General features: G+C 50.1%; 18 protein-coding genes. 6 read left to right on the plus strand and 12 right to left on the minus strand.

The annotated features are described in order from the left end of the window. Window positions 1–46 precede the first annotated feature (46 nt). Window positions 47–634 (minus strand): GDP-mannose pyrophosphatase NudK, encoded by a 588-nt coding sequence (gene nudK / locus J7619_RS23835; RefSeq protein WP_291204684.1) that lies wholly within the window; start codon window positions 632–634, stop codon window positions 47–49. 134 nt (window positions 635–768) lie between these two features. Here nudK and J7619_RS23840 point away from each other — a divergent pair, with 134 nt between their 5' ends. Then, on the plus strand, window positions 769–1,275 hold the full coding sequence (locus tag J7619_RS23840) for a cupin domain-containing protein (RefSeq protein ID WP_291204687.1): 507 nt from the start codon (window positions 769–771) through the stop codon (window positions 1,273–1,275). Between the two features lie 18 nt (window positions 1,276–1,293). On the opposite strand, the gene ggt is transcribed toward J7619_RS23840, so the two are convergent. Further along, window positions 1,294–3,060 carry a gamma-glutamyltransferase gene (gene ggt, locus J7619_RS23845; RefSeq protein WP_291204689.1) on the minus strand — a complete coding sequence of 589 codons (1,767 nt, stop codon included), beginning with the start codon at window positions 3,058–3,060 and terminating at the stop codon, window positions 1,294–1,296. Between the two features lie 124 nt (window positions 3,061–3,184). Between ggt and J7619_RS23850 the strand changes: the two genes are divergently transcribed. Continuing rightward, window positions 3,185–4,429, plus strand: coding sequence for an ABC transporter permease (locus J7619_RS23850; RefSeq protein WP_291204692.1), 1,245 nt, complete (start codon window positions 3,185–3,187; stop codon window positions 4,427–4,429). A 62-nt stretch (window positions 4,430–4,491) separates the two neighbouring features. Further along, entirely contained in the window at window positions 4,492–4,932 is a 441-nt protein-coding gene (locus tag J7619_RS23855; RefSeq protein ID WP_291204695.1) for a hypothetical protein, read from the plus strand. A gap of 12 nt (window positions 4,933–4,944) precedes the next feature. Here the strand turns inward: J7619_RS23855 and J7619_RS23860 are convergent, their stop codons facing one another. Both J7619_RS23860 and J7619_RS23865 read right to left on the minus strand, forming a co-directional pair. Beyond that, a complete protein-coding gene (locus tag J7619_RS23860) occupies window positions 4,945–5,277 on the minus strand; it encodes a translation initiation factor (RefSeq protein ID WP_291204698.1) in 333 nt (110 codons plus the stop codon). 19 nt (window positions 5,278–5,296) lie between these two features. Continuing rightward, window positions 5,297–6,172, minus strand: a complete 876-nt coding sequence (locus tag J7619_RS23865; protein WP_291204700.1) for a diacylglycerol kinase family protein — start codon at window positions 6,170–6,172, stop codon at window positions 5,297–5,299. A gap of 225 nt (window positions 6,173–6,397) precedes the next feature. Here J7619_RS23865 and J7619_RS23870 point away from each other — a divergent pair, with 225 nt between their 5' ends. Continuing rightward, window positions 6,398–6,832 (plus strand): DUF4440 domain-containing protein, encoded by a 435-nt coding sequence (locus tag J7619_RS23870; protein ID WP_291204703.1) that lies wholly within the window; start codon window positions 6,398–6,400, stop codon window positions 6,830–6,832. Window positions 6,833–6,886: 54 nt separating this feature from the next. On the opposite strand, the gene J7619_RS23875 is transcribed toward J7619_RS23870, so the two are convergent. Together J7619_RS23875 and meaB are read right to left on the minus strand one after the other, a co-directional pair. Next, window positions 6,887–7,363: a lipocalin family protein gene (locus J7619_RS23875; RefSeq protein ID WP_291204706.1), complete on the minus strand. Its 477-nt coding sequence runs from the start codon at window positions 7,361–7,363 to the stop codon at window positions 6,887–6,889. Window positions 7,364–7,454: 91 nt separating this feature from the next. Next, the gene (gene meaB / locus J7619_RS23880; RefSeq protein ID WP_291204709.1) at window positions 7,455–8,471 is read right to left on the minus strand and encodes a methylmalonyl Co-A mutase-associated GTPase MeaB; all 1,017 of its coding nucleotides are present in this window, start codon (window positions 8,469–8,471) and stop codon (window positions 7,455–7,457) included. 132 nt (window positions 8,472–8,603) lie between these two features. Here meaB and J7619_RS23885 point away from each other — a divergent pair, with 132 nt between their 5' ends. Beyond that, a complete protein-coding gene (locus tag J7619_RS23885) occupies window positions 8,604–10,604 on the plus strand; it encodes a M1 family metallopeptidase (RefSeq protein WP_291204712.1) in 2,001 nt (666 codons plus the stop codon). Window positions 10,605–10,681: 77 nt separating this feature from the next. On the opposite strand, the gene J7619_RS23890 is transcribed toward J7619_RS23885, so the two are convergent. From J7619_RS23890 to yihA, 5 genes are all read right to left on the minus strand, one after another. Then, window positions 10,682–11,626 carry a 3-oxoacyl-ACP synthase III family protein gene (locus J7619_RS23890; protein ID WP_291204715.1) on the minus strand — a complete coding sequence of 315 codons (945 nt, stop codon included), beginning with the start codon at window positions 11,624–11,626 and terminating at the stop codon, window positions 10,682–10,684. A gap of 141 nt (window positions 11,627–11,767) precedes the next feature. Next, window positions 11,768–12,880 (minus strand): glycosyltransferase, encoded by a 1,113-nt coding sequence (locus tag J7619_RS23895; RefSeq protein WP_291204718.1) that lies wholly within the window; start codon window positions 12,878–12,880, stop codon window positions 11,768–11,770. Beyond that, window positions 12,877–13,536 (minus strand): deoxyribose-phosphate aldolase, encoded by a 660-nt coding sequence (deoC, locus tag J7619_RS23900; protein ID WP_291204721.1) that lies wholly within the window; start codon window positions 13,534–13,536, stop codon window positions 12,877–12,879. The genes J7619_RS23895 and deoC overlap by 4 nt, the downstream gene beginning before the upstream one ends. Window positions 13,537–13,590: 54 nt before the next feature. Continuing rightward, a complete protein-coding gene (locus tag J7619_RS23905) occupies window positions 13,591–14,130 on the minus strand; it encodes a DUF5606 domain-containing protein (protein ID WP_291204724.1) in 540 nt (179 codons plus the stop codon). Between the two features lie 99 nt (window positions 14,131–14,229). Next, a complete protein-coding gene (gene yihA / locus J7619_RS23910; protein WP_291204727.1) occupies window positions 14,230–14,838 on the minus strand; it encodes a ribosome biogenesis GTP-binding protein YihA/YsxC in 609 nt (202 codons plus the stop codon). 153 nt (window positions 14,839–14,991) lie between these two features. Here yihA and J7619_RS23915 point away from each other — a divergent pair, with 153 nt between their 5' ends. Further along, window positions 14,992–15,456, plus strand: a complete 465-nt coding sequence (locus J7619_RS23915) for a thioredoxin fold domain-containing protein (RefSeq protein WP_291204730.1) — start codon at window positions 14,992–14,994, stop codon at window positions 15,454–15,456. Between the two features lie 77 nt (window positions 15,457–15,533). On the opposite strand, the gene gmd is transcribed toward J7619_RS23915, so the two are convergent. Next, complete coding sequence (gmd, locus tag J7619_RS23920) at window positions 15,534–16,646, minus strand: GDP-mannose 4,6-dehydratase (RefSeq protein ID WP_291204732.1); 1,113 nt, start codon at window positions 16,644–16,646, stop codon at window positions 15,534–15,536. Window positions 16,647–16,675: the final 29 nt, after the last annotated feature.

Raw genomic sequence — 16,675 nt, forward strand, 5'->3', positions numbered from 1 at the left:
ACGACCGATGCCGGAGAACATTCTGACACGAATATTCTCCGGCATTTTATTGCCCTACCAATCCATGAATCTGCGCGTATTGGATGAGCATGATGGTTTTGGCGTCGTTGATTACTCCGTTGACAACCATTTGAACGGCTTCTTTGAAAGGAATTTCCATCACCTCGATGTTCTCCTGCTCTGTCGCGCAGCCCCCGCCGTCGCTTACTTTCATCGCGTCGGAATACTCGGCCACGAAAAAATAGAGGATTTCCGTAACGGAGCCGGGCGACATATAGGCCTGAAATATCTTCTTCACCGAGCTCACTTTGTAGCCGGTCTCTTCTTCTGTTTCTCGCTTGATGCATTCCTCCGGATTGTCCTTATCAAGTAAACCTGCACAAGCTTCGATCATCATGCCGGTTTCATTGCCGTTGGTGTAGGTAGGAAGACGGAATTGCCGGGTAAGCACCACGGTGTTCTTTTCCTTATTATAAAGCAAAATCACCGCGCCGTTCCCGCGGTCGTATGCCTCGCGCGCCTGGCGCTCCCAGGAGCCGTCGGCACGCTGGTAGTCGAAGGTGTATTTGCGAAGCGTGTACCAATTATTGGAAAGCACTTCTTCGGAAGTAATGTTGACACGCGGATTAGCCATTGATTAAAAATGATTATTTATGATTAATAATGATCAAAATTAATCAAAACTTTTCTGTTGGCAAAAAAGAATGAGCCAATGGTGAATATTTAATGATCCGGATTACTTTGCGGTTGTATCTCAACCGACGTTCCATGAAACCTGCATCTTACTGGATTGAAAAGTACAACCTGCTGCCGCACCCGGAAGGCGGTCATTTTGCCGAAACCTATCGCGCACCCGAAAGCATTCCGCACAGCGCGTTACCAGCGAGGTTTGGAGGCGACAGGGCATTTTCCACCGGCATTTATTTCCTGCTCGAATCGCACAATTTTTCGGCGTTCCACCGCATTCAGGCCGATGAAATGTGGCACTTCTATGCCGGAGATGCCTTGGAAGTATTTGTGATTGATGAAAAAACAGGGGAGTTGCGCATTATCAGGCTGGGCAATAACCCTGATAACGGAGAAACTTTCCAGGCCGTAGTACCGGCAGGTGCATGGTTTGGCTCGCGCCCTGCGAGCGGCAGCACTTACGCGCTGGTGGGCTGCACGGTAGCGCCGGGCTTCGATTTTACTGATTTTGAAATGGCTGAAAAGGACGCACTATCGCAACTTTATCCCCAACACGCCGGGCTGATAGCGGAACTCACCTGGTGCTGACCAGCCCGGCGCCTGTGCTCAGTAACCCACGCTTGTGTCGTCCCCGCGCGGGTCGGAGCCACCTTCGAGGGAACCATCGGGAAGTACCAGAATGCAATCCATCCGGCCGATGGAATTACGCTGCTGTTCAAGCATGTAACCTTTGTCTTGCAACTTTTTGATGGCTTCTGCTGAAAATGCATTGGCTTCGAAAGTCGTTTTGTCGGGCAGCCATTGGTGGTGAAATTTCAATGCATTCACGGCCTGCTGCATGGTCATGCCATGTTCCAGTACATTCAGAATCGTTTGGTAAACGGACGTGATAATAGTAGAACCGCCCGGCGTTCCTACGACCATCAGCAGTTTTCCGTCTTTTTCAATGATCGTCGGTGTCATGGACGAGAGCATTCGCTTGCCCGGTGCAATCGCATTGGCTTTGTTGCCGATCAGGCCGTACATATTCGGTGCGCCGGCTTTGATGCTGAAATCATCCATCTCATTATTCATGAAAAAACCTCCGCCCTTTACCACGACCCGACTGCCATATCCGCCGTTTAGGGTAGTGGTAACGGACACGGCATTACCCTCTTTATCCACCACTGAAAAATGCGTTGTTTCGAGACTTTCGTAGCCTGGAAGCTCGCCCCCGTGGATATTTTTGCTGTCGGTAGCTTTGTCCCATGTGAAATCGCTCCAGCGTTTTTGCAGGTAATCTTGGCTGATCAGCTCATTCACCGGAACTTTCACGAAATCGGGATCTCCGAGGAACTTGGCGCGATCGGCATATACGCGTCGCTCGGCCTCGATCATGACCTGGATGGTCGAATCACTGTGCCAGCCCCATTTACGTAACGGATGCTGCTCGGTGAGGCGCATGAGTTGCAGCAATGCGACTCCACCGCTGGATGGCGGGGCCATGGTGATCACTTTATAGCCTTTGTAGCCTTCGGCGATGGTCTCGCGCCACTGCGCATGGTAATCGGCCAGGTCCTGTTTGCTGATAATGCCTTCGCCATTCCGGTTAATATCTTTCACGAGCTGCTTGGCCACCTTACCTGCATAAAAGCCTTCACGACCTTTCTTTTGAATACGTTTTAACACTTTGGAAAGGTCCTTCTGCACGAGCAAATCGCCCGCAGCCCAGTCCTTACCGGTCGGGTTGAGAAAGTAGGACGAGCCCGGATTGACCGCTAACAGGTCGCTTTTGATCGAATTGAGGCTTCTGGCTTCCCGTTCGGTCAGAACCACGCCGTTTTTTGCAATATCAATAGCGGGTTGCAATACCTGTTTCCAGCTCAGTTTGCCATATTTCGCGTGGGCTTGCGCCATACCGTCCACAGATCCCGGTACGCCCGATGCCAGGCGGCCCAATGTGCTGGATTTCGGGATAATATTGCCGTCTTTATCCAGGTACATATCGGCGTGGCCTTTGCCGGGTGCTTTTTCGCGAAAATCAATGCTGTAACTTTTGCCTTCCTTATCCCGCAAAACCAGAAATCCGCCGCCGCCTATATTACCCGCGGATGGGTGTACCACCGCTAGTGCAAATTGCACGGCCACTGCGGCGTCCACGGCATTGCCTCCGGCTTTCAGAATATCCACACCCACCTGCGATGCCACCGGATGCGCGGAAGCGACCATGCCATTTTGGGCAACGACGCCTTTACGGTCGCTGAAAAATGGTTTCTGATTCGGGTCGTCGGAAAGGAACTGGTAGAAGCCGGTAGATTCCTGTACCGGTTTCTGGGCGAAAGAAATGCCGGATAGCGAGCCGGCGATCAGCATTAGCGTGTAGCGTAATTTCATATAGGAGTGTCAGGTTAATGTTGTAATTTATTAAATCAAACCCTTTTTCTTGCCTTTTGTACCAATTTATTTCGATGCATTGGGACGATGCGCTAACTTTTGAATTCAAATTGTCCGTAACATCATGATGAAGTTTTTACGACAGGTCTGGGAGAGTTTCCGGTTCGCCTGGGGAGCTCTTAAGTCCAATATTACCCGCACTATCTTATCGCTGCTCGGTGTCACGGTAGGCATCTTCGCCATCGTCGCCGTATTTACCATCGTGGATTCCCTGGAAAAGAGCATCCGCGACAGCCTGAGCTTCATCGGCGACAAAGTGATTTATGTACAAAAATGGCCCTGGGGTTTCGGTGGCGAATATCAATGGTGGAAGTATTTCCAGTGGCCGGAACCGAACTACGCCGAATACAAATATCTCTACGATAACCTGGAAAGTGCCAGTGCTGTGGCCGTCATGGATTTCAGGGGCAATACCACGCTCAAAAACGGCTCCAATAGCATTACCGCACCCATTCAAGGGGTGTCTTTTGAATACAACCTCATTTCGGACATCCCTATCCAGACTGGCCGCTATTTCATCCCGCTCGAAACCAACAATGCCCGAAATGTGGCGATCGTAGGTGCGGACATTGCTGAATCGCTTTTTCCGGGACAGGATCCGGTTGGAAAGCCGTTTAAGCTGGCGGGGCATAAGTTTACGATTATCGGCGTGCGGGTAAAAAAGGGTGAAAGCCTGGTCGACTTCGGAGGAAGTCCCGATAAAATCTGCCTTATTCCGTTCGCTTCGTTTTCCAAGCTGTTCCAATCCGGCCGGCGTAGTGCGGATATCGTGGTGAAAGGTTTCCCGGATGATGTAGGTATGAAAGAAGTGGAGGCGGAAATCGTCGGGCTGATGCGCACCAAACGGGGGATCAAGCCGCGCGACGGCAATAATTTCTCATTGAACAGGCCCGAAGCCGCGGCCGCTGCTATTTCAGGATTGTTTGCCGTACTGACTGTCGCGGGTTGGGTCATCGGTAGCTTTTCAATCCTGGTGGGCGGTTTCGGGATTGCCAATATCATGTTTGTGTCCGTCAAGGAAAGGACAAACCTGATCGGGATCCAGAAGTCGCTGGGGGCCAAAAACTATTCGATATTGTTCCAATTCCTGTTCGAAGCGGTGATGCTGAGCCTGGTCGGAGGGCTGGTGGGGATATTCCTGGTGTACCTGCTTTCATTCATGAAACTCGGTTCGCTGGAAATTCTGCTGTTGCCGCGCAACGTGCTTTTGGGATTGGGTGTGTCGAGTATTATCGGTGTGCTTTCGGGCATCGTGCCCGCCATGCTGGCAGCGCGCATGGACCCGGTGATCGCCATCCGTGCCAAATAATAACTAGGAAAATTCAAACCGTTTTGCGAAGTTCGCTTCTATCACCAAACTAATCGGGCATTATGCGTAAATGGGTCATTTTCGCCGTATTTCTGGCTATCATAATTGGATCTTTATGTTATGTCACTTTTGGCTATTACAGTGAAGGAAAGCGGGGGGGATATGTGACGAGGCTCAGCAAAAGAGGCTATTTGTTTAAAACCTACGAAGGCGAACTGAGAATGGGCGGCCTGTTTGAAGGCGACGGCACGATGAATTCGTCGCAATGGGTATTTTCGGTAAGCGGCAAGGACAAGGATGCGATCTCAAAACTCGAAGAGGCGATTAAAAATGGCCATCGGGTTTCATTGACGTATAAAGAGAAGATTTTTCAGCTACCCTGGAATGGTGACACGAAATTTTTTGTGACGGAAGTAGAAGTGCTGGGCCCAACGAAGCCAGTGACGCCGCCCTCATCGTCAGTGCCTGCACCAATGGAAATCGATACTACCAAAACATTATAACCCAAGCCGGAGCTACCCTCCGGCTTTTTTGGCTTTATAGCTTTTGCTTGTGAGCCACGTAATAACTTTATCGCGGTGGTCGCCCTGGATCTGCACTTCGCCGTCTTTGACGGTGCCGCCGCTGCCACAGAGGCCTTTCAGCTGCTTGCCGAGCGTTTCCAGGTCGGCATTTGCTCCGATAAATCCTTTCACGACGGTAATCACCTTGCCGCCGCCTTTGCGGTCGAGCCAGATGCGAAGGTCCTGCTGCTGCGGGGCCAGCGTTTCGGGTTCGTCTTCCTGATCGTTGTATTCAAACTCGGGGTTGGTAGAGTACACTATGCCCGAGCGGTTTTTCTTTGACATATTTTCAGCGTTAGGGGAATCAGATGATTACATTCAGGCTTCCCGGCTTAATTTTAACCTCTATTCGCGTAGTATCCAGCTGTAATGGCTCTCCATCGTAATGGATCATCGGGGGCACATCGGTTTCGACCACCGCCTGTGTGGCGCGCTGGTAGTCGATATAGGTCGATTGCTTCAATTGCTTGGTGAACAATCCGTAGGCGAGTGCCGTGCCGTACCATTGCGGGAAAGGGCTGATCGTGCATACATCGAGCAAACCATCCTGCAAGCTGGCTTGCGGGGCTACCCAGGCATTGTTTCCAAATTGGCCCGCATTGGCAAATGAAAGCGAGAAGGCCCGCTTTTCGACGCCATTGAGCCGGAACGACTGCGGTTTATAGGACCAATAAGCCTTAAATGAAACATTGACATATGTAATCAGTCCGCGCTTTTTCTGCTGGCTGAACAAATGCCCCACGTATGCGTCGAAACCCATTCCGGCAGTGCAGAAAAAGGGTATACCATTCAATTCGGCGCTGTCGATCGTCGAGGGCTTGCCTTCGAAGAGCCGTTTCAGGGCTGCATCCAGCGTCAGCGGAAGGCCGAGGTGCCGAGCAAGGCCATTTCCCGAGCCCAGGGGTAGAATACCTATTGGAATATTGGTGTCCACCAGCGGTTTGGCAATCTCATTCACAGTACCGTCACCGCCGACTGCTACGATCGCCTTCCATTTTTCCGTGTGCATATGCTCGCGCACGAGCTCGGTCGCATGGGCGGGCTCCTCGGTGAAAAGGATCTGGGCAGAGCCGGCATTCTTTTTCGCAACAGAATGGATTCGTTCCCGTACAGCTGCGCTGTTCTTGCCGATTGAAGTGCCCGAATTGGGATTCAGTATAAATAAATAGGGATGGGTCACTGGTCAGGCAAAAAATAGGAACAGAATAAGAATAAAAACAATGATGAACAGGTAGTAAAGACCATCCACGAATGGATATTTCTGGCGGTCGATTTTCTTGAAAATGCTGTCGAACTTGCTCATACCTGCTGGATCAATGATATTTCGGCTATGTGCCTTCCTGGGGCGCCGATCTTTCCGTTATATTTAGAATCGTCAATTGCATTACAAAAATCCATAAAAAATATGAGAAACTGGTTTTTTACCCTCATTCTGATCGGCATTGCTTTCATGTCGGAGGCGCAGTCGCCGCGCGACAATGAGGAGATCCTCGGCATCCTGAAACGCCAGGAGGCAGATTGGAACAAGGGGGACATTCAATCGTTCATGAACGGTTACTGGGAATCCGATTCGCTGATGTTCGTCGGAAAAGCGGGCATTACTTACGGTTACAAGCCGACTTACGAAGGTTATCTCAAACGTTATCCCGATCGTGCGACGATGGGGACATTGAAATTCAGCTTCCTCAATTTCTCATTCCCCGGCCGCGATGTGGCTTTTGTAGTAGGGAAATTTCATTTGACACGACCCGAAAAGGGAGATCTGGAAGGTCATTACACACTTTTGTTCAAGAAAATCAAAGGCAAATGGCTGATCGTTTGCGATCATACGAGCGGGTAAACAAAAAGCCGGACTGAGAAAGCCCGGCTTTTTTGTTTCTCGTATTGGAGAATGCTATACTTTTTTGAATTTCAGCACCACATCAATGGCCGCTGAACCCGGAATAACCGCAGCATCGTCAACGGAAACTTGCAAATCGGAACCATTCAGGGTGTATTTGAAAGATTTAGAATTATTCGAACTGTCTTTGAGAATCAAATTACCATCCTTAACCTCCCATTTAGCTCCGTTGATGGGTATAACGGAGTTGATGAGCGTTACAGCAGTTGGACAATCGGCAGTTGCAATGGAGTTGTCAGCCTTAAAAGTCAATTTCAAGCTGTATATACACGGTACAAGTGTAGCAGGGTCAACGGGCAACGTAGATCCCGGAGCAGCCGCAACGGCAGTAAGTTGCCATGTCGCCACGATCGGATCGTTGTTTGCTGGTGGTGTCGGTTCATCATCGTCATCTTTACAAGCAAAAACGACGGAGAGGATCATGAACATGGCTAGCAAGGAGGTTTTGCCGAGGGCGTAGGTTTTTTTCATAGTTGAGAACTTAAAAGTTAAAATCAATAGAGTTGATTCGCGTTAGTTTTAACGCTCAAACTTAGTGAAAAATGCCTTTTGGCGGGAAGTTTTATGACTTAGCGGAAAATTTTGAAGGTTGTTCGGAAGAAAGAAACAGATTAATCAGATCCGAAGCCGCTTCGTCGGGCAGCTTTTCCCCGCTTCGTACGGCTTCGTCCTCGGAGGCAATGCGCTGCTTTACCAGTTCATTTTCATAAAACCGGTCTTCGAGCGATTGCAGGATCTGCTCGCGGAGCCAGTCTATGCGTTGCAGCCGCCTGTTTTCCTGCAAATAGCCGCTGGCCGACGTTTGCGCATGGTAATCGCTGATAATGTTCCAGATCGGGGCCATTCCGGTTCCTTCCAATGCCGAACAGGCCACGACTTGCACCGGTATTTTAGATGCGGTCTCAGGAAAAAGATGTAATGCCTGCCGGTATTCCGTTACGGCTTTTGCAACGGCCCGTTCATTGCCGCTATCGGCCTTGTTGACAGCCACGGCGTCCACCATCTCCATAATGCCTTTTTTGATACCCTGCAATTCGTCACCTGCGCCTGCGAGCATGAGGAGCAGGAAGAAATCGGTCATACCCTTCACGAGGGTTTCGGACTGGCCCACACCTACCGTTTCGACCAATATAAGATCGTAACCTGCCGCTTCACAAAGCAGGATCGCCTCGCGCGTGTGCCGCGCGACGCCTCCGAGCGAGAGGTTGGTAGGGGAGGGACGGATGTAGGCATTCGGGTCGCGGGACAGCTTTTCCATCCGCGTTTTGTCGCCCAATATGCTCCCGCCCGACTGCTTGCTGCTCGGGTCGACAGCCAGCACAGCCACCCGCTTACCCAGCGAAGTGAGGTAACTTCCAAATGCCTCGATGAATGTGCTTTTCCCGACGCCGGGCACTCCGGTAATACCAATGCGAATGGACTTGCCGGTGTGCGGCAGGATATTTTGGAGGATCTGCGAAGCTAATGCACGGTCCCCGGCAAGGCTGCTTTCGATGATCGTGATCGCGCGGCTGAGCGTGGTACGATCGCCCGAAAGGATCCCTTTGGCATAAGTTTCAACAGACAGTCGTTGGCGCATTGGAAGGAAAATTTGACGTCGGCAGACAAACGGCGTTGTCCGTCGCTAAAATGAAACTTTTTCTCCTAAAACAGGTGAAAAGGTGTATATTGCTCGTTTACAACCCAATATTTCCAATTTTTAACCATTATAATGAAAATTTCAATATTTCGTCTGGGCGTCATGGCAATGAGCAGTCTGGGCTTCTTCAACAACACTATCGCACAGGAGGCGGAGAAGGTGAAATATGATGCCCATGTCCTTTTTCATCCGCTTTTCAATTTCCAGCCGGGCAATGAGTACCGGACGGGAAGTGGCGCCCCCGGACCCAAATACTGGCAGAACCGTGCCGATTACAAGATCAATGTAGCGCTCGAGGAGGAGAAAGGGACTGTGAGTGGAGAGGTAGAGCTTACCTATAAAAACAATAGCCCCGAAAATCTGGAATTCATCTGGCTGCAGCTCGATCAGAATGCGTTTGGCAGCCATTCAAGAGGTGCGCAGACTACGCCGGTGAGTGGCGGCCGTTTCGGCAATATGGGATTTGACGGTGGCGACTCCATCAAATCCGTAACGGTACAGCAAGGTAAGGGCGCATTTGTGGATGCGGAATACAAAGTGACCGATACCCGCATGCAGATCCGCCTTAAAACGCCGGTGAAAGCGAATGGCGACGTGATCAAGATCAAGCTGGCCTATTCATTCAAAATTCCGGAGTACGGCTCCGACCGTATGGGAACGCTGGAAACCAAGAATGGTATCGTGTATGAAATGGCGCAATGGTATCCCCGGGTTGCTGTTTTCGATGATATCGAAGGCTGGAACCTGCTGCCGTACCTGGGTGCAGGCGAGTTTTACCTCGAATATGGCGATTTTGAATACAATGTGACTGTTCCCTGGGACCACATTGTAGTGGGATCCGGCGAATTGCTTAACCCGAACGAAGTACTGACCGCCGAGCAGCGTAAGAGACTGGCGGATGCCGCCAAAAGTGACCAGACAGTTGTAATTCGCAGTGCGGAAGACGTAACCAACCCGAGCACAAGGCCCAAACAATCGGGTACATTGACCTGGCGCTTCCGGTGCGTGCAGGCGCGCGACATTGCGTGGGCTACTTCGAAGGCGTTTGTTTGGGATGCAGCGCGTATGAACCTGCCCAAAGGGAAAACCGCGTTGGCGCAGTCGGTATACCCGGCTGAGGACGGCGGACTGGATGGCTGGGGCCGCTCGACCGAGTACGTGAAGGGCTGTATCGAGTTCTATTCCAACTATGTACATGAATACACCTACCCGGTAGCGACCAACGTGGCCGGTATCGTGGGTGGTATGGAGTATCCGGGAATCGTTTTTTGTAGCAGCAAAAGCCGTAAAGAGGACCTGTGGGGCGTAACCGACCACGAGTTTGGTCACAACTGGTTCCCGATGATCGTAGGTAATAACGAGCGTAAATATGCATGGATGGACGAAGGGTTCAACACGTTCATCAATTTCCTTTCAGGCGATAACTTCAACAATGGCGAGTATAAAACGACCCAGATGAATGATATGCACCGCCTGGCACCGATGATCTTCCGCCCGAAAGCGGATCCGATTATGACGATCCCTGATGTGGTACAGGCTGTGAACCTGGGTTGGGAAGCCTATTACAAACCTGCATTAGGCCTCAAAATGCTTCGCGAGCAAATCCTCGGCAAGGAACGTTTCGATTATGCATTCAAAATTTACGTACAGCGCTGGGCATTCAAGCATCCTACGCCGTATGATTTCTTCCGTACCATCGAAGATGCGGCAGGCGAAGACCTGGGCTGGTTCTGGAAAGGTTGGTTCTTTGAGAACTACAAACTGGATCAGTCGGTGAAGGACGTGGCTTATGTGGAGCAAAACCCGCAGAAAGGCTCTTACATCACGATCGAAAACCTCGATCAGCTCGCAATGCCGGTCAAAGTGGATATTGAAGAAGTGAGCGGCAAGAAAACGCGGGTTGAATTGCCGGTTGAAATCTGGCAGCGCGGAGGCGCATGGACGTTTAAAGCGGCGACGCAGGGACCTATCCGTTCCGTAACGATCGATCCTGAGCATAACCTGCCTGATATCAATCCTGAGAATAATGTCTGGAAACCGGCCTCCTACAATACCGAACCCGATGTGAATTGAGTGCATTCGGACACATAGAAAAAGCCTTCCAATCGTAACGGTTGGAAGGCTTTTTTATGGTTTAATGAGAAGTACGATTAGACCGTAAGCAGCATGGCGCCATACGAATAGCCGCCGCCAAATACCGTGATCACGATATTTTCACCCTTCTTAAATTTATCCTTATTTTCTGAGAGCGCGATCGCACACCCGGCGCAGCCCGTATTACCGAGGTACTGGATGTTCGAAATCAGCTTTTCGGCCGGAATACCCAGGGTATTGATCACGTTCAGGCTAATGCGGTGGTTGGCCTGGTGCGGAATCAGGTAATCGAGGTCGTTGATTGTCAGACCGCATTCCTGCAACACCTGCTGGCTCACTTTGGGCATGTAAACACACGCATTCTGGAACACATCACGCCCGAAAGGCATTACCACACCCCGGTCGTTGGGTCGGAGTACAACGGCTTCTGTGGCTTTTCCGCTGGTGGCCGCGCCGCCGGTGATAAGCTTTTTGATCTGCATGTCGCCTTCCGTCTGCCGCTCCCTGGAAATCAGCAAAGCGGAAGCGCCATCGCCCCACAAATGCCCGGAAACCGTATCCATTTCATTGTAATAGGCCGTATTATGGTCAGAAACAACCACCAATGCCTTCGAAGCCTTGCCCATGGCGAAATAGCCTTCGACGATCTCGATCGCGTTAAGCAACGACGAGCAGGCGGATGAAATGCTTACGACCGGAATGTCGGGAATTTGAAGCTGGTGCTGTACCGCGTGGGCCAGCGTGACGATGGTGTCATAAGGCGTGTAAGTCGCGCCTACGATCAGATCTATCTCGTTTTTACTGTATGGGATATTTTCGAGCAATGTTTCGACCGCCTTCATGGCCATGGTCGATGTATTTTCGTCTGCTGATGCTTTACGTCTTTCTGAGATTCCCGTTCTTTCCGTTATCCACTCGTTAGATAGGTTGTTGAGATTTGTAAAATATTCATTACCAATAACTTCGCTTGGCAGATAATGACTAACCGTATTAATATACATGATTGAGAAGTTGACTTCGCAAGCTACAATTCTTTTCGATTCCGAAAGTTAAATATTTCGTAGAAATCGTAGCACTCCATATTTGAACAATTCAATAATAAATTTATAAAATTATAATAACTGCGCCTGTAAATTAGATTGTTAGGAATTAAAAATGTCGCTGTAAAACGACAAAAGTTTTGCCTCCTCCGTGGCCCAGTTGTAATATGCTTCGGCAGCTTTTCTGCCATTCTTACCCATTTGTTGCCCTAGTGCGCTGTCGGTAATGCAGCATTCCAATGCCTCGCGCAGCATTTCGGCATTGCAGGGAGAAATGCAAAACCCGCATTGCGCCCCCTCCACAATTTGCCGGTAAGCAGGGAAATCGGAGGTGATGACAGGCAATTGCAGCGCCATGTATTCGAACAGCTTTGTCGGGAACGACTCCGGGTAATCGGCCACAGGTTTCAGCAGCGCAATGCCGGCTACCGACTGCCGGGCATATGGCAGCGCCAGCTTCTGGTCAGTGTAACCGTGGAATGTGATATTGTTCCTTGCCTGCTGATAGCCCGCTATCGCTTCCAGCTCTGTTTGGCTTACCCGCACCGGGCCGAAAAGATGCAAATGGCAGCCGGGATGGCTGTTTTTCAGGATTGCCATGGCATTGATCATCGTATCGAGGCACCGCTCCATGGACACTACCCCGAGGTAAAAGATCTCGGGCCCGTGCACGGGGACACGCTCGTGTGCGAGGGAATCCATTACAGGCAGCGATACATAATTGTGGATCACAACAAATGGCTTTGCCAGATGATGGTATTCTTCCAGGTAAGCGTGGTCCGTAAATGCGCAATGGAATTTCCGGCGTGCCAGGCTATCGAAAAACCGGAACAGTTGCCTGAAAACCGGGTTGTTGTTGTACCGCTTGATCGCGAATTTCTTGAACAGGTTCTCCTGCACTTCGTATACCACTTTCGCTCCTGCCCATCGGAATAGGAATGCCATCGGAATCAGTTCCGGCACAAAAATGTGGACGATGTCCGCTCTCAGCCGCAGACATTTGAACAATGCTACGGGATGCGCAAACAGGATTCTGGGTAGTAACCGCCCGAATTTCGGCAGGTCGATCAAATGCAGCCCTTCCTTCATGCCACTTCCGAGGCCGGGTAATGCACAAAATACCTCGTAATGGTTTCGGAGCGAGGGGGCGATCTTGTACATAATGCGCGAGTCTGCCGACGGGTGCACCGTGCTGAGCAGCAGCACGCGTTTCATGCGTGGGTCACGATTGCGACGCCCGATGAGGTTCCGATGCGTTCGGCGCCGGCTTCGATCATGGCGATGGCCTGTTCGTAAGTTTTGATACCGCCCGAAGCCTTGATTTTCACCTCGGAAGGCAGAATCGACCGCATTTTGCGAACCGTTTCCACATCCGCACCACCGGGACCAAAGCCGGTTGACGTTTTGACAAAATCGGCTTTTGCCTCCGCACAGATTTCACAGGCCGTGTAAAGGTCGAATGAATCGAGTGCAGCGGTTTCGATAATCACTTTCAGCAATGCGTTCTGCCCATGGGCGAGGTCGGCAAGACTTTTCAACTCCTCACGAATGCTCAGGTAGGCCATCGATTTGAATTGTGACAGATTCATGACCACATCGAGCTCGGTAGCGCCATGCTGCAATGCTTCCCGGGCTTCGGCGAGCTTGGTAGCTGTTGTGGAATAGCCCATCGGAAATCCCACCACTGTCGCTATTTCAATTTTTATTGGACAAAATTCCAGCATTTCAACGACATATGGCACATAAACGGGTGCCACGCACACTGCTTTGAACTGGTGTATCCAAGCTTCTTCACAAAGCTTGCGGATATTGGTTTCGCTGGCCGTTGCTGCGAGCAGGGTGTGGTCGATGTAGGAAGAGAGATTATCCATAAAAAGGAAAAACCCCGCCGGAAAGGCAGGGTTCCATATGCTATCAGATGCTGTTTAAGCTTTGCTTTTTTCTTTTTTGGCAGCCTTTTTGGCAGGCGCTTCTTGCACTTCTTCTTCCGGAGCAGAAACTTCCGATGCCGCTTCTGCAACCGTTTCGCCTTCTGCTACGGCAAATGCTTCGGGAGTGTATTTCGAAAGCAGGTTGTACCAGGTAATGACTTTCTTGATATCCGACACATACACTTTCGAGCGGTCGAATTCCGGAAGTACCTCTGCAAGAAACTCGATGAGCTCTTTGTCTGATGAAGTTTTAACCGATAATGTTACCTCTTCGCCGTGAACCTCACGGATTTTCAGGAACACATCCGACAGGGCAACAGACTCTTCTGCACCGTCTGTAAAGATCGAAACGTCTTTCAATACCGATACGCGCGCGGTTGGCCCGATCAGTGTTTTTTCACGTTTCTCGTCCAGGCTTTCTACGATCACGCCCGCACGGCTTGGTTTCAGAATGCGGAACAACCCTGGCTTGCCGGATACATTGGCTACTTCTTTCAACAAGTCCATTCCTGTTGATTCTACTTTTTCACTCATCCTTTCTTACTATGGTTATATCTTGATGTTAATGTTGGATGCGGCAATTGAATTTTTGCGCAAAATAACGGAAAGATTGTCCGGGAAACAACCTATATCCTATTTTGTCTTCACAAACGACTGATTATAAGTTTCTATTGTCGCCAGTATGGGCTCGCGGCCCTCGTTTTTCTCTGCCGAAGTCACATACATTTCAGGTACTTCTTCCCACATTTCGCCCATTTTACGTTTATAGGCTTCTACCTGTGCGGCTACCTGGCCGGGTTTGAGCTTGTCGGCTTTGGTAAATATGATTTCAAACGGAATACCTGCTTCACCCAACGCGGCCATGAATTCGAGGTCGACGGCCATGGCGCTGTGGCGGACGTCTACCAGGACAAACGTACAAATGAGGTTTTCGCGGTAATGCAGGTAATCGTGGATCATCTTTTCCCACTTATCGCGCTCGACTTTACTCACTTTGGCATAACCATAACCGGGCAAATCGACCAGGTACCAGGCATTGTCGATGATGAAATGGTTGATCATCTGCGTTTTTCCCGGTTGCTGCGAGGTTTTCGCCAATGCTTTTTTGCCTGTCAGCATGTTGATAAGCGACGATTTACCCACATTGGACCGCCCGATAAATGCATATTCGGGAAGGACGGGCTCCGGACATTTCTGGTAGTCGGAGTTGCTCATCACGTATCTGGCTTCCTGAACTTTCATGGTACTCTGGTGTTAATGAAGCTGCGAAGTTACCCTTTTTGAGTTTCTTATCCGCAAAAGGTGCCGGATTGGCCCGCAGTCCATAATTGTGTAAAATAAAACAAAGGCGTATTTTCGTTATGGAATACTCAAATCAAAAATCTTATTATTCAAATGAAAAATCTTAAAAATCTCGGGTTCGCGATCGTGGCTTTGATGCTCGCCATGTCGGTGGCAATGGCCGGGGAAGGAGATAAAAAGGCGTCGAAAAATGCCGAGAAGGGAATCCAGTTTACGGAAGGGAAATGGTCTGAAATCCTTAAACAGGCTAAGAAAGAGAACAAATTAATCTTCCTGGATGCCTATACGACCTGGTGCGGCCCGTGTAAGTTGCTGCAAAAGAACGTCTTCACGCGTGACGACGTAGCTGCGACCTTCAATGGAAATTTTATCAATGTGAAGATCGATATGGAAGCTGGTGAAGGGCCTTCACTGGCAAAAAGATACCCGATCGAAGGTTATCCGACCTTGTTCTTTATCAATGGTAAAGGCAAAGTGGTGAAGCAGCTTTTGGGTTATCAGCAGCCTCAGGATTTGATCAAAGTAGCCAAATCCGTACAAAAAGGACCTGCTATCTAAATTATGAGTGTTTTTATTTGAGGTATCAAAAGAAAGCCCCGCAGAGCTCTGCGGGGCTTTTATATTGACGATCGTTCTTATTCGTAATAGTTTGGAACGCGGTGGCCGCTGCTTTCGAGCAAACGATCCTTGCGGAACAACTGAACGTCGGCCGCAACCATGTCGTTCACGAGCGCTTTCAGGTCGTATTTCGGTTTCCAGCCCAGCTTTTCCATTGATTTGGTAGGATCGCCGATGAGCAATTCCACTTCGGTAGGACGGAAATAACGTGGGTCAACCGCTACCACTTCCTTTCCGATTTCGATCTGGAATTCAGGATTGTTGCATTTAACCACTTTCGCGATTTCATCTGCGCCTGTTCCGGAGAATTCAACTTCAATACCTACTTCTGCAAACGCCATTCTCACAAACTCGCGGATGCGGGTGGTAACACCGGTTGCGATTACGAAATCCTCAGGTGTTTCCTGTTGGAGGATGAGCCACATGGCTTCCACGAAATCCTTGGCATGGCCCCAGTCGCGCTGAGCATCGAGATTACCGAGGTACACTTTGTCCTGCAAGCCCAGGGCGATACGTGCCACCGCGCGGGTGATCTTGCGGGTTACGAAAGTTTCGCCACGCAATGGCGACTCGTGGTTGAAAAGGATACCATTCACCGCAAACATATTGTATGCCTCGCGGTAATTGACGGTGATCCAGTAACCATAAAGCTTCGCAACCGCGTAAGGCGAGCGCGGATAGAACGGCGTGCGCTCCGATTGTGGTACTTCCTGAACCAGACCGTACAATTCGGAAGTGGATGCCTGGTAAATTTTGGTTTTTTGGGTCAGTCCCAGCAAACGTACCGCTTCGAGGATGCGGAGTGTTCCGATACCGTCGACGTTAGCAGTGTATTCAGGTTCTTCAAAACTCACCTGAACGTGCGACATCGCGCCCAGGTTGTATATTTCATCCGGCTGAACTTCCTGGATGATGCGGATAATATTCGTAGAGTCGCTCAGATCGCCGTAGTGAAGGTGAAAGCGCACGTTTTTCTCGTGCGGGTCTTCGTAGATGTGGTCGATCCGCTGAGTATTGAACAACGAACTGCGGCGTTTGATACCATGCACTTCATATCCCTTGCTCAAAAGGAGCTCGGCCAAATAGGAGCCATCCTGGCCGGTGATCCCTGTAATTAGCGCTTTCTTCATTCTGTTGGTAGTATGTATATGTGGATAAA

Origin of the sequence: Dyadobacter sp., assembly GCF_017744695.1 — a bacterium.
Lineage (GTDB): Bacteria > Bacteroidota > Bacteroidia > Cytophagales > Spirosomataceae > Dyadobacter.